Here is a 19,018-nt window from a genome sequence, read left to right as displayed (position 1 = left end):
CAGCAGGGTCGGGCACGGCGACCTCGAGCAGGGGCAGCGGCAGCCGCACGCGCAGGGCCGCCGCCTTGCGCAACGCCGAGCCGGCGGAGCAGACCTCACGCACCTGGTCCATCGCCTCGACGAGGGCGTCGTCGACGACGAACGCGTCGGCGTCGGGCCAGTCGGTCAGGTGCACCGAGCGCCCGCCGGTGAGGCCACGCCAGATCTCCTCGCTGACCAGCGGCAGCAGCGGCGCGACGACGCGGCACACCGTCTCGAGCACGGTGTAGAGGGTGTCGAACGGCGCGCGCTGCTCGTCGGTGAGCTCGCCCTCGGCGTCCGACAGCCAGAACCGCTCGCGGGAGCGCCGGATGTACCAGTTCGTCAGGACGTCGAGGAAGTCGCGCGTCGACTCGCAGGCCTCGGCGATGGCGTAGTCGTCGAGGTAGGTCGTCATCTCGCGCACCCAGCGGCCCAGCTTTGCCACCACGTACCGGTCGAGCGGGTCGGCCGGAGCCGCCTCCAGCGGACGCGCGTCGTACTCGGCCGCGTTCGCGTACAGCCCCAGGAACGCCCAGCTGTTCCACAGCGGGATCATCACCTGGCGCACGCTGTCGCGGATGCCCTGCTCGGTGACCACCAGGTTGCCGCCGCGCAGGATCGGCGACGCCATGAGGAACCAGCGCATCGCGTCGGCGCCGTCGCGGTCGAAGACCTCCGAGACGTCCGGGTAGTTGCGCAGCGACTTGCTCATCTTGTTGCCGTCGGAGCCGAGGACGATGCCGTGGCTGACGCACGTCTCGAACGCGGGCCGGTCGAACAGCGCCGTCGCCAGCACGTGCAGCGTGTAGAACCAGCCGCGCGTCTGGCCGATGTACTCGACGATGAAGTCGGCCGGGAAGTGTCCCTCGAACCACTCGCCGTTCTCGAACGGGTAGTGGTTCTGCGCGAACGACATCGACCCGGAGTCGAACCAGACGTCGAGCACGTCGGGCACGCGGCGCATCATCGACGTCCCGGTCGGGTCGTCGGGGTTCGGACGCACCAGGTCGTCGACGTACGGACGGTGCAGGTCGGGCACGCCGTCCTTCAGCGGCAGCGTGCCGAAGTCGCGCTCGATCTCCTCGAACGAGCCGTACACGTCGATCCGCGGGTACGCGGGGTCGTCGCTCTTCCACACCGGCACGGGGGAGCCCCAGAACCGGTTGCGGGTGATCGACCAGTCGCGCGCGTTCTCCAGCCACTTGCCGAACTGGCCGTCGCGGATGTGGTCGGGCACCCAGCGGATCTGCTGGTTCAGCTCGACCATGCGGTCCTTGAACGCCGTCACGCGGACGAACCACGACTCGACGCCCTTGTAGATCAAGGGCTGACGGCAGCGCCAGCAGTGCGGGTAGGAGTGGTCGTACGTCTCGCGCCGCAGCAGCAGCGTGCCCGACGTGACCGCGCCCGTGCCGTTCTTGAGGTCGTCGATCACGTGCGGGTTCGCGTCGAAGACCTGCATGCCGGCGTAGTGGCTGACCGGCTCCGTGAACCGACCGTCCTTCGCCACGGGCATGACGGGCGCGATGCCCTCACGGTCGGTGACCTCCTTGTCGACCTCGCCGAACGCGCCGGCGCTGTGCACCAGGCCGGTGCCGTCGGTGGTCGTGACGGCCTCGTCGGCCGCGACCACGCGGAACGCGTTCTCGTGGTCGGCGTAGTAGGAGAACGGCGGCGCGTAGACCAGGCCGACCAGGTCGGCCCCCGTGCCGCGCCACACGACGGCGGGCTCGTCGCCGAGCTCGCGCGCGTACGCACCGAGGCGGGCCTCGGCCATCACCAGGGAGGTGCCGCCGTGGTCGACGGCCACGTAGTCGATGCCGGTCCCGACCATGACCGCGAGGTTCGACGGCAGCGTCCACGGCGTCGTCGTCCAGATCATCAGGCGGGCGCCCTGCAGCTGGCCCGGCGTCGTGATCTCGAAGCCGACGGTGACCGCCGGGTCCTGACGGTTCTGGTAGACGTCGTCGTCCATCCGCAGCTCGTGGTTCGACAGCGGCGTCTCGTCGTTCCAGCAGTAGGGCAGCACCCTGAAGTCCTCGTACACGAGGCCCTTCTCGTGCAGCTGCTTGAACGCCCAGATGACCGACTCCATGTACTCCGGGTTCAGCGTGCGGTAGTCGTGCTCGAAGTCGACCCAGCGGGCCTGGCGCGTCACGTACGCCTCCCACTCGCCGGTGTACTTCAGCACCGACGCGCGGCACGCCTCGTTGAACCGGTCGATGCCCATTGCGACGATCTCGTCGGTCGTCTTGATGCCGTTGAGCCGCATCGCCTCGAGCTCGGCCGGCAGCCCGTGCGTGTCCCAGCCGAACCGACGCTCGACCCGGCGGCCGCGCATCGTCTGGTAGCGGGGCACGAGGTCCTTCACGTAGCCGGTCAGCAGGTGCCCGTAGTGGGGCAGGCCGTTGGCGAACGGGGGACCGTCGTAGAAGACGAACTCGTTCGAACCGTCGTCGCCGGGGTCGCGGGCGTCGACGCTCGCGCGGAAGGTGCCGTCGTCCTTCCAGTACGCCAGGACGCGCTCCTCGATGTCGGGGAAGCGCGGCGTGGAGGGGACGTCGCCGGCGGGCTGGTCGAGGCCCGTCTGCGCCTTGGGGTACGTCATGCGGCTGCTCCTGGAGGGTCGTTCTCTGCCTCGAGGACGACCCTGGGGAGGACCGCGGTACCACCTCGGTTGCCGCCGTCGGACCTGCCGACCGCGACCACTCGTCGAACGGCTGTGACGGGCCACCCGTCCGGTTCTACTGAGGCCTCGGGGGAGGCCCGTTCTTCCGGAAGCTCGCCGCTGATGACGGCTCGGACGCTGCTGGTGACAGCGTACTCCGCCCGCCGGCCCGACCGTGCCCTGGGCGAAGTTGTGTCGCCAGGGGCCCGGGTCTACTGTTCCCGCATGACCGAGACCACCCTGGCCGTGCGGGGCGACGAGGATCCCTGGACCTCCGACGAGACCGCGGCCGTCCGCGCCGAGCTGGAGGACGACCTCGTCCGGCTCCGCAAGGAGCTCGACCTCTCCGCCAAGGAGCTGCAGGACCTGCTGCGCGACGGCGTCGACGGCGCCGGGAACGACCAGGCCGATGTCGGCTCCACGAGCCTCGAGCGCGACGCGGAGATGTCGCTCGCCGCGAACCAGCGCGTGCTCCTGCTGCAGACCGAGAAGGCGCTCGACCGGCTCGGCAAGGGCACCTACGGGGCCTGCGAGACGTGCGGCGAGCCGATCGGCAAGCTGCGCCTGCAGGCCTTCCCGCGTGCCACGCTCTGCAAGTCGTGCAAGCAGCGCGAGGAGCGTCGCTGACCCTGCGCGTGGGCCCACGTGGGACGATGACGGCGATGCCTGAATCCTCCGAAGCGGCCTCCGTGCCCACGCCCCGTCGCCGGGTCGTGCCGCTGTTCCTCGCCGTCGTCGCCGCCGCCTGGGTCGTCGACCAGCTCACCAAGGTGCTCGCCGTCGACCGGCTCGCCGACCGCGCCGAGCCGATCCGTCTCGTGCCGGGCGTCCTCGAGCTGACGTTCCTGCGCAACCCCGGTGCGGCGTTCGGCATGGGCGCCTCCATGACGGTGCTGCTCAGCGTTGTCGCGATCGCGGTCTGCGTCGCGGTCGTGCGGCTCGCGGCCCGGCTGCGCGACCGGGTCTGGACCGTCGCGCTGGTGCTGCTGCTGGCCGGTGCGCTCGGCAACCTCACCGACCGCGTCTTCCGTGAGCCCGGACCCTTCCGCGGCCACGTCGTCGACTTCATCGACTACGGCGGGTTCTTCGTCGGGAACGTCGCCGACATCTACCTGACCGTCGCGGCCGTCCTCGTCGTCATCCGCACCTGGCAGGGCGTCGGCATCGACGGCACCCGCGCCGAGGCCGACGAGTCCGGCGCGAAGGACCGCGCATGAGCGCCGGGGTCGGGCAGGAGCACCGGGTCATCGCGGTGCCCGAGGGTCTCGCCGGCGAGCGCGTCGACTCCGCCCTGGCGCGTCTGCTGGGACTCTCGCGCACCCGCGCGAGCGAGCTGGTCGCCGAGGGCCACGTGCTCCTCGACGGGCAGGTGCCGCAGAAGTCCGAGCGCGTCGAGCCCGGCTCGCTGCTCGAGGCCACGATCCCCGCGCCCCGCGTCGCGACCGTCGTCGCCGAGCAGGTCGAGGGCATGAGCATCGTCTACCAGGACGACGACATCGTCGTCGTCGACAAGCCCGTCGGCGTCGCCGCCCACCCCAGCGTCGGGTGGGAGGGACCCACGGTCGTCGGGCACCTGGCCGGCGCCGGGGTCCGCATCTCCACGTCGGGCGCGCCCGAGCGGCAGGGCATCGTGCAGCGCCTCGACGTCGGCACGAGCGGGCTCATGACGATCGCGAAGTCCGAGCGGGCGTACAGCGTCCTCAAGCAGGCCTTCCGCGACCGCACGGTCGAGAAGACGTATCACTCGCTCGTACAGGGCCACCCCGACCCGCACACCGGCACGATCGATGCCCCCATCGCCCGGCACCCGAAGCACGACTTCAAGTTCACGGTGCGCGCCGACGGCCGGCCCAGCGTCACGCACTACGACACGCTCGAGGCGCACCGGTTCGCGTCGCTGCTGACCATCAAGCTCGAGACGGGTCGCACGCACCAGATCCGCGTGCACATGAGCGCGCTGCACCACCCGTGCGTCGGCGACCTGCAGTACGGCGCCGACCCGACGCTCGCGGCCCGGGTCGGGCTGGACCGGCAGTGGCTGCACGCCGTCCACCTCGGCTTCGACCACCCCACCACCGGCGAGCGCGTCGACTTCGAGAGCCCCTACCCGTCCGACCTCGCCCACGCCCTCGACGTCGTCCGCGACGCCCACTGACCCACCCACCCCCTGAGCGTGACGTTTGCGGGGTGGCTCAGCGCTCCGCGGCCCGCAAACGTCACACTCAGCGGGTCAGTGCCAGGGTCGGGCGCCGGGCCAGGTGGACCACCACGGGGGAGGGTCGAGCGTCCAGCGACGTCGAGACGTCCGGGCGGCGTCGAGCCGGCCCCGGACGATGCGCGCGCTCAAGCCCCACCGATCGCGATGATCGAGGGCCGTGGCGCGCACGACCACGCACCCGGCGCGCTCGAAGGCCTCCTCGCGACGGTTGTCGAGCGTGTGCTGCTCGATCTCACGGTGCCCTGCTCCGTCGGTCTCGATCACCAGCCCGGTCTCGGGGTCGACGAGGTCGGCGACCCCGAGCAGCACGCCGTCGAGGTCGAAGAGCGGAGCGTTCACTCGAAGGCCGGTCAGACCTGCGTCGAGCTGGGCGACGAGCCGGGTGCGGGTCTCGGCCGGACTCGCTGAGCGTTCGGACGCGAGGGACAGGGCCTTGCGGACCTGCACGACGCCGCGGACCTTGACGTGACGAGCCTCGACCCGACGTACGGCGTCAAGCGTCGTACGGGGTCGACGGTGCGTGGTGCTCACCGCCATGTCGATCGCGACGACGGCGGCCCGCAGGTCCGGTGCGATCCGGGCCTCGTCGAAGGCGGCTCGAGCGAGTGTCGTCACGGCGACATGTTCACCGACGTCGACGACAGTGAGCTCCTCGGCGAGGACCCGTCCGCGAAACGGCGTGATCACCTCGCGACGTCGGAGCTGGGTGCCGGGCGAACAGTGGACGAGCGCTGGTCGCACCCCGTCGCCGGTCCGCCCGTCGAACCAGTTGTTGCCCTGGAGGAGCAGCGAGGCCCAGCCCCCGAGCGCCGTGCCGGGGAGGAGGAGCCCGACGGCGTCGTCGACGCGCTGCAGGTGCGCGGGAGCGTCCAGACCGGTCGCCCTGAGCAGGCCGTGGGCGCGGCGCTCCATCGCCGGCCCCCGCGCCACGTCGGGGGTGAGGCCGGCCCGAAGGTGGTGCGCGGTGCGACGTGCGTGCATGGCCCCACCGTCGCGTCGACGGCGCACGCGGTCATCCCGCCGTCCACACCCCGCTGAGCGTGACGTTTGCGGGCCGATTCCTCGGGTTCTGGCCCGCAAACGTCACGCTCAGGGGGAGGGAGCGTCACACTCAGTGGGGAGGGGAGGGGCGTCTGGGAGGATGACGGCATGCCCAGCCAGCGTGTGCGCCAGTCCGAGAAGCTGAGGGACGTCCTCTACGACATCCGCGGACCCGTGAGTGCCCGCGCCGCCGCCCTGGAGGCCGAGGGGCACCGGATCCTCAAGCTCAACATCGGCAACCCGCAGCCGTTCGGGTTCGACGCGCCTGCGGAGATCCTGCAGGACGTCATCGCCGCCCTGCCCGACTCCGCCGGCTACTCCGACTCCCGTGGCATCCAGTCGGCTCGCCGCGCCGTCGTGCACCACTACCAGCTGGTCGACGGCTTCCCCGCGCTCGACGTCGACGACGTGTGGATCGGCAACGGCGTCTCCGAGCTCATCCAGATGGCCCTGCAGGCGCTGCTCGACAACGGCGACGAGGTGCTCATCCCCATCCCGGACTACCCGCTCTGGACGGCCGTGACCAACCTGGCCGGCGGCACGCCCGTGCACTACCGGTGCGACGAGCAGAACGAGTGGAACCCCGACCTGGAGGACCTCGAGTCCAAGATCACCGAGCGCACGAAGGTCATCGTCGTCATCAACCCGAACAACCCGACGGGCGCGGTCTACTCGCGGGAGACGCTCGCCGGCATCGCCGACCTCGCGCGCCGGCACGGGCTCGTCCTCATGTCCGACGAGATCTACGACAAGATCCTCTACGACGACGCCGAGCACGTCTCGCTCGCGACGCTCGCGCCCGACGTCCTCACGCTGACCTTCAACGGCCTGTCCAAGGCCTACCGCGTGTGCGGCTACCGCGCCGCCTGGCTCGTCGTCACCGGACCGCTGGAGGGCGCGCGCGACTACCTCGAGGGCATCACGCTGCTCGCGTCGATGCGCCTGTGCCCCAACGTCCCGGCCCAGAACGCCATCCAGGTGGCGCTCGGCGGGTACCAGAGCATCAAGGACCTCGTGCTGCCCGGCGGTCGGCTCGTCGAGCAGCGCGACACCGCCGTCAAGGAGCTCAACGCCATCCCGGGCGTGTCCGTCGTGGAGCCCAAGGGCGCCCTCTACGTGTTCCCGCGACTCGACCCCGAGGTGCACGAGATCCGCGACGACCAGCAGCTCGTGCTCGACCTGCTCCTGAAGGAGAAGATCCTCCTGACGCAGGGCACGGGCTTCAACTGGCCCGACCCCGACCACCTGCGGATCGTCACCCTCCCGTGGGCGCAGGACCTGCGCGACGCCATCCAGCGCCTCGGCAACTTCCTCGCCAGCTACCGCCAGGACTGAGCTCGCCCGGGGGTCCGGATCTCATCCCTTCGGACGATGAGTTCTGTCGGCGCGACAGGGCATGATCGTCCCCAGGTGTTCCATCCCGGAACACAGGGCGGAGAGGTAGTTGATGGCCGACATGATCCGGGCCACCGGGCTCGTCAAGCGCTACAAAGGGGTCGAGGCGCTGTCCGGCCTCGACCTGTCGGTGCCCGAGGGCACCGTCCTGGGCCTGCTCGGCCCCAACGGGGCGGGCAAGACCACCGCCGTGCGCATCCTCGCGACCCTGCTCAAGGCCGACGGCGGCACCGCCGAGGTCGCCGGGGTCGACGTCGCGCGCGACCCCGAGGGCGTCAAGGCACGCATCGGCCTCTCGGGCCAGTACGCCGCGGTCGACGAGTACCTCACGGGCTTCGAGAACCTCGACATGATCGGGCGGCTGTACGGGATGGGTCGCACGCAGGCCCGCGACCGCGCGCGCGAGCTGCTCGAGCGCTTCGACCTCGCCGACGCGGGGGACCGGCCCTCCAAGACCTACTCCGGTGGCATGCGACGTCGGCTCGACCTCGCCGGCGCGCTCGTCGCGGCCCCGCCGGTGATCATCCTCGACGAGCCCACCACCGGGCTCGACGTCCGCGCGCGGCAGCAGATGTGGGGCGTCATCCAGGAGCTCGTCCGCTCGGGTGCCACCCTGCTGCTCACCACGCAGTACCTGGAGGAGGCCGACGTCCTCGCCGACGAGATCGTCGTCATCGACTCCGGCCGCGCCATCGCCCGCGGCACCGCCGACGAGCTGAAGGCCCGGACCGGTGGCGAGCGGGTCGAGGTCGTCGTCGCCGACCCCGCCGACCGCGACGCCGCCGCCCGGCTCCTCGCGACCGTCGCCACGGGTGAGGTGCAGGTCGACGCGAACGGCCGGGGCCTGTCCGCGCCCGTCACCGACGGCGTCGCGCGCCTCGCCACCGTCCTGCAGGCCCTGCAGGAGCAGCAGCTCGCCGTCGTCGACGTCGGACTGCGCCGCCCGACGCTCGACGACGTCTTCCTCAGCCTGACCGGTCACGCGACCGCGTCGGACGCCGCCACCGACCAGAAGGACGAGGCCACCGCATGAACGCCACCCGGGTCGTGAGCGACGGCTGGGTCGTCGCCAAGCGCAACGTCATCAAGATCAAGCGGGTCCCCGAGATCCTCGTGTTCGTCCTGATCTCGCCGATCATGTTCGTCCTGCTGTTCGCGTTCGTCTTCGGCGGGGCGATCGACGCGGGCCAGGGCCTGAACTACCGCGAGTTCCTGATCGGCGGCATCTTCGCCCAGACCGTCGTCTTCGGGGCGACGTTCACGGGCGCCGGCCTGGCCGAGGACATGCAGAAGGGCATCATCGACCGCTTCCGGTCGTTACCGATGTCACCGTCGGCGGTGCTCGTGGGTCGCACGACGTCCGACATCATCTACAACGTCCTGTCGCTCGTCATCATGGCGCTCACCGGCCTGCTCGTCGGCTGGCGGGCGCGCGAGGGCGTCCTCGACATGCTGGGCGGGTTCCTGCTGCTCCTGCTCTTCGCGTACGCGGTCAGCTGGGTCATGGCCTACGTCGGGCTGATCGTGCCGAGCGTCGAGGTGATCAACAACGCCTCGTTCATCGTCATCATGCCGCTCACCTTCGTGTCGAACGCCTTCGTCCCGACGAAGGACTTCAACTCCTTCCTGCGCCCGTTCGTGGAGTGGAACCCGGTCTCGGCGGTCACCCAGGCGTGTCGCGAGCTGTTCGGCAACGTGCCCGCGGGCCCGGTCGACAGCACGGCGTGGAGCCTGCAGCACCCCGTGCTGTACACACTGCTGTGGGTGGCGCTGATCCTCGTGGTCTTCGTGCCGCTCTCGATCCGCCGCTACCGGGTCTCCGCCGCGCGCTGAGGACCGATCCCGACCCGTCCCCGCATGTGCTGGCGGGACGGGTCGGGACCCTCGCGTAGGCTGGCCTCCTTCCCCTCCACCGCCCCTCGGGGCCGTCCGTCCGCCATGTCTGGAGGCGCATCACCCGATGCCGAGCGACTCGTCCTTCGTGCACCTGCACAACCACACGGAGTACTCGATGCTCGACGGTCACGCACTGCTCGACGGCATGTTCGCGCGCACCGCCGAGCTCGGCATGCCGGCCATCGCGATGACCGACCACGGCAACGTGCACGGCGCCTACGACTTCTGGTCCAAGGCCCGCAAGCACGGCGTCAAGCCGATCATCGGCATCGAGGCCTACCTGACGCCCGGCACGCACCGCAGCGAGCGGCGCAAGGTCAAGTGGGGCCGTGGTCTCACGGGCGATGAGGAGGAGGGCGGCAAGGACGTCGCCGGTGGCGGCGCCTACACGCACATGACGATGCTGGCCTCCACGACGGAGGGCATGCACAACCTCTTCCGGCTGTCGTCGCGCTCGAGCCTCGAGGGCTACTACTACAAGCCCCGCGCCGACCGCGAGCTGCTCGCCGAGTACAGCTCCGGGCTGATCGCCACCACGGGGTGCCCCTCGGGCGAGGTCCAGACCCGGCTGCGGCTCGGGCAGTACGACGAGGCCGTCCAGGCGGCGTCGGACTTCCAGGACATCTTCGGCAAGGGGAACTTCTTCCTCGAGCTGATGGACCACGGCATCCCGATCGAGCGGGAGGTCCGCGACGACCTCCTGCGCCTGGGCAAGCAGCTCGGGCTGCCGCCCGTGGCCACCAACGACTGCCACTACACGCACCCCGAGGACGCCGACGCCCACGACGCGCTCATCTGCGTCGCGTCGGGCAAGTCGATCGCCGACCCCAAGCGGCTCAAGTTCGACGGCGGCGGCTACTACGTGAAGTCCGCGGCCGAGATGCGCGAGCTGTGGGAGGACCGCTACGGCATGAAGGAGGCGTGCGACAACACGCTCCTCATCGCCGAGCGCTGCGACGTCGAGTTCTCCGAGAACACCGGCGGCTACATGGCGCGCGCCGACGTGCCGGAGGGCGAGACCGAGGAGAGCTGGTTCGTCAAGGAGGTCTGGCGCGGGATCGAGTCGCGCTACCCGGGCGACGCGCTCACCCAGGAGGTGCGCGACCGCGTCGACATGGAGCTCGAGGTCATCAAGACCAAGGGCTACTGCGGCTACTACCTCGTGGTCGCCGACTTCATCAACTGGTCGAAGGACAACGGCATCCGGGTCGGGCCGGGTCGTGGCTCCGGCGCGGGCTCGATCGCCGCGTACGCGCTGCGCATCACCGACCTGTGCCCGCTCACGCACGGCCTGATCTTCGAGCGCTTCCTCAACCCCGAGCGTCCCTCGATGCCCGACTTCGACATCGACTTCGACGAGCGTCGGCGCGCCGAGGTCATCCGCTACGTCAGCGAGAAGTACGGCAACGACCGCGTCGCCTACATCGCCACCTTCGGGCGGCTGAAGTCCAAGGCCGCCATCAAGGACGCCAACCGCGTCCTCGACTACCCGTTCAGCATGGGCGAGCGGATCAGCAAGGCACTCCCGGCCGACATCATGGGCAAGGGCGTGCCGCTCAAGCAGCTGTTTGACCCGAGCCACAAGCGCTTCAACGACGGCAAGGAGTTCCGCGAGCTCCACGAGAGCGACGCCGAGGTCCGCAAGATCTACGAGACGGCGCTCGGCCTCGAGGGCCAGATCCGCAACTGGGGCGTGCACGCGGCCGGCGTCATCATGAGCAGCGAGCCGCTCGTCGACATCGTGCCCATCATGCGGCGCGAGCAGGACGGCGCGATCATCACCCAGTTCGACTACCCGATGTGCGAGTCGCTCGGGCTGGTCAAGATGGACTTCCTGGGTCTGCGCAACCTGACCGTCCTCGACGACGCCCTCCTCAACATCAGGGCCAACCGGGGCGAGGAGGTCGTCCTGGAGGACCTCACGTTCGACGACCCCGCCACGTACGACCTGCTGTCGCGCGGCGACACGCTCGGCGTGTTCCAGCTCGACGGCGGCCCCATGCGCGCCCTGCTGCGCAGCATGCGTCCGGACAAGTTCGAGGACATCTCGGCCGTCGGCGCGCTGTACCGCCCCGGCCCGATGGGTGCGGACTCCCACAACAAGTACGCCCGGCGCAAGAACGGCCGCGAGGCGATCGAGCCGATCCACCCCGAGCTGGAGGAGCCGCTCAAGGACGTCCTGGGGGAGACGTACGGCCTGATCGTCTACCAGGAGCAGGTGATGGAGATCGCCCAGGTCCTGGCCGGGTTCAGCCTCGGACAGGCCGACAACCTGCGTCGCGCGATGGGCAAGAAGAAGAAGGAGGAGCTCGACAAGCAGTACGCGGGCTTCCAGGCCGGCATGCTCGAGCGCGGCTACTCCCAGGCGGCCATCACCGCACTGTGGGAGATCCTGCTCCCGTTCTCCGACTACGCCTTCAACAAGGCGCACTCCGCCGCGTACGGCGTCATCTCCTACTGGACCGCCTACCTGAAGGCCAACTACCCGGCCGAGTACATGGCGGCGCTCCTGACGAGCACCCGCGGCGACAAGGACAAGTCGGCCATCTACCTCGCGGAGTGCCGCCGGCTCGGCATCCAGGTGCTGCCGCCCGACGTCAACGACTCGGTCTCGAACTTCGCCTCGGTGGGCGAGGACATCCGCTTCGGCCTGAGCGCCGTGCGCAACGTCGGCGAGAACGTCGTGGCCGGCATCGTCGCGGGCCGGGAGGACAACGGCCCCTACAAGGACTTCACCGACTTCCTCGACAAGGTGCCCACGCACGTGTGCAACAAGCGCGTGCTCGACTCCCTCATCAAGGCCGGCGCGTTCGACTCGCTGGGCCACCGTCGTCGCGCGCTGACGACGATCGCCGAGGACGCCGTCGACCAGTACATCGACCTCAAGCGCAACGCCGCGATCGGCCAGGACTCCCTGTTCGGCGGGATGGACGACGCGTTCACGGGCGTCACCGTCAGCGTGCCGGACATGCCGGAGTGGGAGAAGACCCAGCTCCTGGCGTTCGAGCGCGACATGCTCGGCCTCTACGTCTCCGACCACCCCCTCATGGGGCTGGAGCACGTGCTGAAGGCCAGCAGCGACTGCTCGATCGGCGACCTGATCGCCGACGCCGAGCGCCCCGACGGCACGACCGTGCGGGTGTGTGGGCTCATCACCGCCGTCCAGCGCCGGCTCAGCAAGAAGGGCGACACGTGGGCGCTCGTGACGGTCGAGGACCTCGACGGCAGCATCGACGTGATGGTCTTCCCCGGCGCGTACAACCTCGCGGCTCCCGTGCTCGTGCCCGACACCGTCGTGGTCGTCAAGGGACGTCTGCGCCGCAAGGACGACAGCGTCGAGCTCAACGCGCTCGAGGTGACCATGCCGGCCATGGGCTCGGGCGGGCAGGCCGACGCCCCCGTCGTCGTCACGCTGCCGGTCGCGCGGTGCACGAGCGACACCATCGGCACGTTCAAGCAGGTGCTGGGCAGCCACCCGGGCATGACCGAGGTGCACCTGCGCCTCGTCGGCACCGGCACCACGAAGGTCATGCGTCTCGACGACAGCCTGCGGGTCAAGCCGTCCTCGTCGCTCATCGCCGACCTCAAGGAGCTCCTGGGGCCCCATTGCCTGGGATGAAGGGATCAGGAATGAGGCGCACGGTCGTGCAGGTGGTCGCCCTGGTGGTGGGTCTGCTCGTGCTCGCCGCGGGCGCCGCGGTGCTGTGGGTCCAGCTCGCGTCGCCGCCGCAGTGGGAGGTCACGCAGCAGGGTGTCGTGCTCACCGAGGAGGCCGCGGGTGCCCAGGTCGGCGTCGAGCTGCTGTTCGTGGCCATCGGCGCCGCCGTGGCGGCTGTTTGGGGCCTCGTCGCCGGCTTCGTGCTGCGCCGGCTCGGCTGGGTGGTCGTGCCGCTGACCGTCGCGGCCACGCTGGCCGCGTCGGTGCTCACCTGGCGTCTCGGCGTCCTGCTCGGCCCCGACGGGCCCGAGGCGGTCCGGTCGCCGCAGCTCGGCGACAGCATCTCGGCCCGTCTGGCCGTGGACTCGCCGGCGTCCTTCGTGGTGTGGGCGATCGCGGGGCTGGTCGGCGTCTTCGTCGTCACCTGGGCGGCCGGCCGACGCCCCGACGTCAGCGAGCGATCGGCCCCGGCACTCCACCCGTGAGCCGCAGCAGGTCGGCGGGGGAGAGCTCGATCTCGAGCCCGCGCCGACCACCCGAGACGTGGAGCGTGTCCCACAGCTCCGCGGTCTCGTCGACGACCGTGCGGTGCGCGCGCTTCTGGCCGAGCGGCGAGATGCCCCCGACGACGTAGCCGGTGGCCCGCTCGGCCCGCGCCGGGTCGGCCATCGCGGCCCGCTTGCCGCCGAGGGTCGCTGCGAGCGCCTTGAGGTCGAGCTGGAGGGTCACGGGCACCACCGCGACGCAGAGCTCGCTGTCGACGTCGGCGACCAGCGTCTTGAAGATGCGGTCGGGCTCGACGCCCAGCGCCTCGGCCGCCTCCCAGCCGTACGACGTCGAGCGAGGGTCGTGGACGTAGCGGTGCACCTGGTGCTCGACGCCGGCGCGCAGCACGGCCGCGAGCGCCGGCGTCGCCTCAGCGTCGGACGTCTTCCGCGCCATCGGCGGCCTCCTCCTGCTCCACGGACGCTGCGGTGCGACGTTCCAGCGTCGCCCGCACGACGAGGCCGACGACCAGGGCCCAGAACGCCGCCCCGACGCCGAACAGCTGCAGACCCGACGCGGCGACGAGGAACGTGACGGTGGCGCTCGTGCGTCCGGTGTCGGTGGCGAGCGCCGCGACCATCGACGCGGCGAACGTCGAGAGCAACGCCAGGCCGGCGACCGTCTCGACGATGCCGGCCGGCGCGGCCTCGGTGACCGCGACCAGCGCACCGGAGGTGAGGGCGAGGAGCAGGGCGACGAGACCCGCCGCGAACGCCGCCACCCAGCGCCGCTCGCGTGGGCCCGCGCCGTCGCCCGCCGCGAGCGCGGCCGAGATCGCGGCCAGGTTGATGGCGTGACCGCCGAACACGGCCGCCGCCGACGTCCCCGCCCCGGTCGTGACCATCGACGCGCGCCACGGCACGGTGAAGCCGAAGCTGCGCATCACCGCGACGCCCGGCACGTTCTGCGAGGCCAGCGTGACGACGGTCAGCGGCACGGCGATGCCGACCACCGCCGCGACGGTGAGCGTCGGCGTCGTGGGCTCGAGGCGGGGGAGGAGGTGCCCGGTGGGCACCGAGGTCCCCGTCGTGGCCAGGGAGACGCCGATGACGACGAAGGCGCCGAGCAGCGCCAGCGGGACCGCCCAGCGGGGCGCCCAGCGGGTGGCGAGCAGCCAGACCAGCACGACCGGGCCGACCGCGGCGGGCGCGTCCGCCAGGGCGGTGAACGGCGCCAGGCACAGCTGCAGCAGCACGCCCGCCAGCATCGCCTGCGCCAGCGGCACCGGGATCGCGGCCGCCAGCCGACCGAGCCAGGGGACGAGCCCGGTGAGGGCGAGCAGCACGCCGGTCAGCACGAACGCGCCGACGGCGGCGGGCCAGCCACCCTCGACCGGTCCGGTGCTCACCAGCAGCGCCGCGCCCGGCGTCGACCACGCCAGCGTGACCGGCAGGCGAGTCCACACCGCGAGCCCCGACATGAGCAGGCCGAACGCGACCGTGAGCGCCAGGAGCCCGCTGGCCGCCTCGTCGGGCGAGGCGCCGACGGCGCGCAGACCCGCGAGCACGACCGCGAAGGACGACGTGAACCCGACCACCGCGGTGACCACGCCGGCCACGATCGGCTGCTGCAGGTCGCGGGACGTCACGGGGCCTGATCCTAGGCGAGGGGACGGTCCCTAGAATCGGTGCGTGATCAGACGACTCGACCTCCGCACCGACCCGACCGCCGAGCTGCCCCGCGCGCAGCAGGACGTCGAGCACGCGCTGCACGTGGTCGGGCCGTTGTGCGACGACGTCCGGGCCCGCGGCGAGGAGGCCGTGCTCGAGTACGGCGAGCGCTTCGACGGCGTCCGTCCCGCGTCGCTGCGGGTCGCGCCGGAGTACCTCGAGAAGGCGCTGGCCGACCTCGACCCCGCGATCCGCGCCGGTCTGGAGGAGTCGATCGCGCGTCTGCGCACCACGTGCGAGGCCGAGCTCGAGCAGACGGTCGTCACGACCGTCGCCCCCGGCGCCACGGTCGAGCGGCGCATCGTGCCCATGCAGCGCGTGGGTCTCTACGTGCCCGGTGGGCTCGCCCCGCTCGTCAGCACCGTCGTCATGAACACCGTCCCGGCGCAGGTGGCGGGTGTCGGCTCGATCGCCCTCACGTCGCCCCCGCAGGCGGAGTTCGACGGCCTCCCACACCCGACGATCCTCGCGGCGTGCGCGCTGCTCGGCATCGACGAGGTGTACGCGGCCGGGGGAGCGCAGGCCCTCGCGCTGCTCGCCTACGGCAGCGTCGCCACCGGCGGCAGCGTGCAGCCCGTCGACCTCGTGACCGGACCGGGCAACATCTACGTGGCCGCCGCCAAGCGCTACCTGCAGGGCACGGTCGCCATCGACTCCGAGGCCGGCCCCACCGAGATCGCCGTCATCGCCGACGACACCGCCGACCCCGCCTTCGTCGCGGCCGACCTCATCAGCCAGTCCGAGCACGACCCGATGGCCGCCAGCGTGCTCGTCACGCCCAGCGACGCGCTCGCCGACGCGGTGACCGCCGAGCTGGAGCGCCAGGTCCCGACCGCCACGCACCAGGCGCGCATCAGCACGTCGCTCGCCGGACCGCAGTCGGCGATCGTGCTGGTCGCCGACCTCGACCAGGCCGTCGACGTCGCCAACGCCTACGCCGCCGAGCACCTCGAGATCCAGACGGCCGACGCGGCCGGCGTCGCAGCACGCATCGTCAACGCCGGCGCGATCTTCGTCGGCGCGTGGACGCCGGTCTCCCTCGGCGACTACGCCGCCGGGTCCAACCACGTGCTGCCCACGGCCGGCTGCGCCTGTCACTCCTCGGGCCTGTCGGTGCGCGCGTTCTGCAAGAACGTGCACGTCGTCACCTACACCGAGGCCGCCCTGCGCGAGGTCGGGCACCACGTCGAGGTGCTGGCGAACGCGGAGGACCTCCCGTCGCACGGTGCCGCGGTGGGGATCCGTACGGGCCGGACCCGGTAATGGCCGTTCCCGACTGGGTCCCGGTGCGTGAGGAGCTCCGGGACGAGGAGCCGTACGGCGCGCCGCAGATCGACGTGCCGGTGCGGCTCAACACCAACGAGAACCCGTACGGGCCGAGCGAGGCGGCCGCCGCCGACGTCGCCGAGGCCGTGCGCACCGCTGCGCTCGAGCTCAACCGCTACCCCGACCGCGAGGCCGCCGCGCTGCGCGAGGGGCTCGCCGCCTACCTGTCGCGCGACACGCCGGCCGTCGACCTCGACGCGTCGCGCGTGTGGGCGGCGAACGGCTCGAACGAGATCATGCAGCAGGTCCTGCAGGCCTTCGGCGGGCCGGGGCGCACCGCGCTGAGCTTCGCGCCGACCTACTCGATGTACCCCGAGTACGCGCGCAACACCCACACCCGATGGGTCGCGGGACGTCGGCGCGACGACTTCGGCATCGACGTCGACGCCGCGGTCGCGCTCATCGACGCCGAGCAGCCCGACGTCGTGTTCCTGACCTCGCCGAACAACCCGACGGGCACCGCGCTCGACCCGGCCCACACTCGGGCCGTGCTCGACGCCGCACCCGGCATGGTCGTCGTCGACGAGGCGTACGCGGAGTTCCGGCGCGCCGGCACGCCCAGCGCGCTCGAGCTGCTCGCCGACCACGGACGGTTGATCGTCACCCGCACCATGAGCAAGGCGTTCGCCCTCGCCGGCGGCCGTCTGGGCTACCTCGCCGCCCACGCCGACGTCGTCGACGCGCTGCGCATCGTCCGGCTGCCGTACCACCTGTCGTCGGTCACGCAGGCCACCGCGCTGGCGGCGCTGCGGCACACCGACGAGCTGCTCGCGAACGTCGACGCCCTGCGGGTCGAGCGCGACCGCACCGCCGAGCGCCTGCGCGGCCTCGGGCTCACCGTCGCCGACTCCGACGCCAACTTCGTCCTCTTCGGCACCTTCGAGGACAGGCACGCCACCTGGCAGGCCCTCGTCGACCGTGGCGTGCTCATCCGCGAGACCGGACCCCTAGGATGGCTGCGCGTCTCCATCGGGACGCCGTCCGAGATGGACGCGTTCTTCACGGCACTCCAGGAGGTCATCGCATGAGCAGCAGGACTGCCCGCATCGAGCGGAAGACCTCGGAGTCGCACGTCGTCGTCGAGCTCGACCTCGACGGCACCGGCACGCACGACATCTCCACCGGGGTCGGCTTCTACGACCACATGCTCACGGCGCTGTCGCGGCACTCGCTCATCGACCTGACGGTCCGCACCGAGGGCGACCTGCACATCGACGCCCACCACACGGTCGAGGACACCGCCATCGGCATCGGCGACGCGCTGCGCGAGGCGCTCGGCGACAAGGCCGGCATCACCCGCTACGGCACGGCGACCGTCCCGCTCGACGAGGCCATCGCCACCTGCACGGTCGACGTGTCCGGTCGGCCCTACTTCGTGCACACCGGCGAGCCCGAGCGGCAGATCACCGTGGTCATCGGCGGTGACTACTCCGGCTCGCTGACCTCGCACGTGTTCGAGTCGATCGCCCACCACGCGGGCCTGACGATGCACATGACGCTCACCGCCGGCCGCGACCCGCACCACATCGCCGAGTGCCAGTTCAAGGCGCTCGCGCGGGCGCTGCGCGCGGCCGTCGCCATCGATCCGCGGGAGACGGGCATCCCGTCGACCAAGGGGGCGCTGTAGTGCCGACCGCGACGTCGCGGCCCACGGTCGCGGTGCTCGACTACGGCTCCGGCAACCTGCGCTCGGCCGTCCGCGCGGTCGAGCGCGCCGGCGCCGACGTCACGCTGACGTCCGACCCGGCGGTCGCCGAGACGGCCGACGGCCTGCTCGTGCCCGGCGTGGGCGCATTCGCGGCCTGCATGGAGGGGCTGCGCGCGGTCAACGGCGAGCGCATCATCGAGCGCCGGCTCATCGCGAACCGTCCCGTGCTGGGCATCTGCGTGGGCATGCAGATCCTCTTCGGCGAGGGCATCGAGCACGGTGTCCGCTCCGTCGGCTGCGGCGAGTGGCCCGGCACGGTCGAGCGCATCCAGGCCCCCATCGTCCCGCACATGGGCTGGGACACGGTCCAGGTGCCCGACGGCTCGAGGATGTTCGCCGGTCTCGAGGACGAGCGCTTCTACTTCGTGCACTCCTACGGCGTGCGCCGGTGGGAGCTCGACGTCCAGGGCACGTCGTTCACCGCCCCGCGGGTCACGTGGACCGACTACGGCGGCGACCGCTTCGTCGCCGCCGTCGAGAACGGCCCCCTCTGGGCCACGCAGTTCCACCCGGAGAAGTCCGGCGACGCCGGCCGCCGCCTCCTGGAGAACTGGCTCGCCACCCTCTGACCCGCCTCCGCCGGTCGACGCGTCCGCTGGTCGAGTAGCGGCACGGGCGACGAAGGAGCTCCGTGCCGCGTATCGAGACCACCCGGCAACGGCCCCGCGCGGGCCAACCCCCAGCGTCTGCGTGGAGTGGTCTCGATACGTCCGACCGTGCTCCTTCGTCGCCGGTCGGCCTACTCGACCGGCGGGAGGCCCCGCTGGTCGAGTAGTCAGGACGGCGAGCGCCAGCGAGCACGTCCTGACGTATCGAGACCACCCGGCAACGGCTCAGCGCGGGCCGACCCCCCAGCGTCTGCGTGGAATGG

Annotated in this window: 16 protein-coding genes; 12 read left to right on the top strand and 4 right to left on the bottom strand. The window is 71.4% G+C overall.

The features are described from left to right. On the bottom strand, positions 1 to 2,629 hold a 2,629-nt coding region (ileS, locus tag A6Q81_RS03990), incomplete at its 3' end, for an isoleucine--tRNA ligase (RefSeq protein ID WP_286689603.1). 285 nt (positions 2,630 to 2,914) lie between these two features. Between ileS and A6Q81_RS03985 the strand changes: the two genes are divergently transcribed. Genes A6Q81_RS03985 through A6Q81_RS03975 form a run of 3 tightly spaced genes read left to right on the top strand, consistent with a single transcriptional unit; the run spans position 2,915 to position 4,844 of the window. Continuing rightward, on the top strand, positions 2,915 to 3,316 hold the full coding sequence (locus tag A6Q81_RS03985; protein WP_067858249.1) for a TraR/DksA family transcriptional regulator: 402 nt from the start codon (positions 2,915 to 2,917) through the stop codon (positions 3,314 to 3,316). Between the two features lie 35 nt (positions 3,317 to 3,351). Then, complete coding sequence (gene lspA, locus A6Q81_RS03980; RefSeq protein WP_236749715.1) at positions 3,352 to 3,906, top strand: signal peptidase II; 555 nt, start codon at positions 3,352 to 3,354, stop codon at positions 3,904 to 3,906. Beyond that, positions 3,903 to 4,844 (top strand): RluA family pseudouridine synthase, encoded by a 942-nt coding sequence (locus A6Q81_RS03975; protein ID WP_067858247.1) that lies wholly within the window; start codon positions 3,903 to 3,905, stop codon positions 4,842 to 4,844. The genes lspA and A6Q81_RS03975 overlap by 4 nt, the downstream gene beginning before the upstream one ends. 75 nt (positions 4,845 to 4,919) lie before the next feature. Here A6Q81_RS03975 and A6Q81_RS03970 read toward each other — a convergent pair whose 3' ends face one another. Further along, the gene (locus tag A6Q81_RS03970; RefSeq protein ID WP_286689602.1) at positions 4,920 to 5,888 is read right to left on the bottom strand and encodes a putative endonuclease domain-containing protein; all 969 of its coding nucleotides are present in this window, start codon (positions 5,886 to 5,888) and stop codon (positions 4,920 to 4,922) included. A 168-nt stretch (positions 5,889 to 6,056) separates the two neighbouring features. On the opposite strand from A6Q81_RS03970, the gene A6Q81_RS03965 reads away from it, so the two are divergent. The 5 genes from A6Q81_RS03965 (at position 6,057) to A6Q81_RS03945 (ending at position 13,382) form a co-directional block, all read left to right on the top strand. Next, on the top strand, positions 6,057 to 7,283 hold the full coding sequence (locus A6Q81_RS03965; RefSeq protein WP_286689601.1) for a pyridoxal phosphate-dependent aminotransferase: 1,227 nt from the start codon (positions 6,057 to 6,059) through the stop codon (positions 7,281 to 7,283). A gap of 112 nt (positions 7,284 to 7,395) precedes the next feature. After that, positions 7,396 to 8,376 (top strand): ATP-binding cassette domain-containing protein, encoded by a 981-nt coding sequence (locus A6Q81_RS03960; protein ID WP_067858235.1) that lies wholly within the window; start codon positions 7,396 to 7,398, stop codon positions 8,374 to 8,376. Continuing rightward, positions 8,373 to 9,176 carry an ABC transporter permease gene (locus tag A6Q81_RS03955; protein WP_067858231.1) on the top strand — a complete coding sequence of 268 codons (804 nt, stop codon included), beginning with the start codon at positions 8,373 to 8,375 and terminating at the stop codon, positions 9,174 to 9,176. Before A6Q81_RS03960 ends, A6Q81_RS03955 begins: the two co-directional genes overlap by 4 nt. 127 nt (positions 9,177 to 9,303) lie before the next feature. Next, positions 9,304 to 12,858: a DNA polymerase III subunit alpha gene (gene dnaE, locus A6Q81_RS03950; protein ID WP_067858230.1), complete on the top strand. Its 3,555-nt coding sequence runs from the start codon at positions 9,304 to 9,306 to the stop codon at positions 12,856 to 12,858. Between the two features lie 11 nt (positions 12,859 to 12,869). Continuing rightward, complete coding sequence (locus A6Q81_RS03945) at positions 12,870 to 13,382, top strand: hypothetical protein (RefSeq protein WP_286689600.1); 513 nt, start codon at positions 12,870 to 12,872, stop codon at positions 13,380 to 13,382. Here the strand turns inward: A6Q81_RS03945 and ybaK are convergent. Next, a complete protein-coding gene (gene ybaK, locus A6Q81_RS03940; RefSeq protein WP_286689599.1) occupies positions 13,348 to 13,839 on the bottom strand; it encodes a Cys-tRNA(Pro) deacylase in 492 nt (163 codons plus the stop codon). The genes A6Q81_RS03945 and ybaK overlap by 35 nt on opposite strands. Further along, the gene (locus A6Q81_RS03935; protein ID WP_286689598.1) at positions 13,814 to 15,031 is read right to left on the bottom strand and encodes a benzoate/H(+) symporter BenE family transporter; all 1,218 of its coding nucleotides are present in this window, start codon (positions 15,029 to 15,031) and stop codon (positions 13,814 to 13,816) included. Before A6Q81_RS03935 ends, ybaK begins: the two co-directional genes overlap by 26 nt. A 43-nt stretch (positions 15,032 to 15,074) precedes the next feature. On the opposite strand from A6Q81_RS03935, the gene hisD reads away from it, so the two are divergent. The 4 genes from hisD to hisH are packed head-to-tail and all read left to right on the top strand — an operon-like array spanning position 15,075 to position 18,716. Then, complete coding sequence (hisD, locus tag A6Q81_RS03930) at positions 15,075 to 16,376, top strand: histidinol dehydrogenase (RefSeq protein WP_286689597.1); 1,302 nt, start codon at positions 15,075 to 15,077, stop codon at positions 16,374 to 16,376. Next, positions 16,376 to 17,467: a histidinol-phosphate transaminase gene (locus A6Q81_RS03925; protein WP_067858215.1), complete on the top strand. Its 1,092-nt coding sequence runs from the start codon at positions 16,376 to 16,378 to the stop codon at positions 17,465 to 17,467. The genes hisD and A6Q81_RS03925 overlap by 1 nt, the downstream gene beginning before the upstream one ends. Then, positions 17,464 to 18,066 carry an imidazoleglycerol-phosphate dehydratase HisB gene (hisB, locus tag A6Q81_RS03920; protein ID WP_067858212.1) on the top strand — a complete coding sequence of 201 codons (603 nt, stop codon included), beginning with the start codon at positions 17,464 to 17,466 and terminating at the stop codon, positions 18,064 to 18,066. Before A6Q81_RS03925 ends, hisB begins: the two co-directional genes overlap by 4 nt. Beyond that, positions 18,066 to 18,716 carry an imidazole glycerol phosphate synthase subunit HisH gene (hisH, locus tag A6Q81_RS03915; RefSeq protein ID WP_286689596.1) on the top strand — a complete coding sequence of 217 codons (651 nt, stop codon included), beginning with the start codon at positions 18,066 to 18,068 and terminating at the stop codon, positions 18,714 to 18,716. The genes hisB and hisH overlap by 1 nt, the downstream gene beginning before the upstream one ends. The last annotated feature ends 302 nt before the right edge of the window (positions 18,717 to 19,018 follow it).

Source organism: Aeromicrobium sp. REDSEA-S38_B2 (genome assembly GCF_001628525.1).
Lineage (GTDB): Bacteria > Actinomycetota > Actinomycetes > Propionibacteriales > Nocardioidaceae > Aeromicrobium > Aeromicrobium erythreum.
Note: the sequence above shows the minus strand (reverse complement) of the source record. Positions and strands in the feature narration are given on the sequence as shown.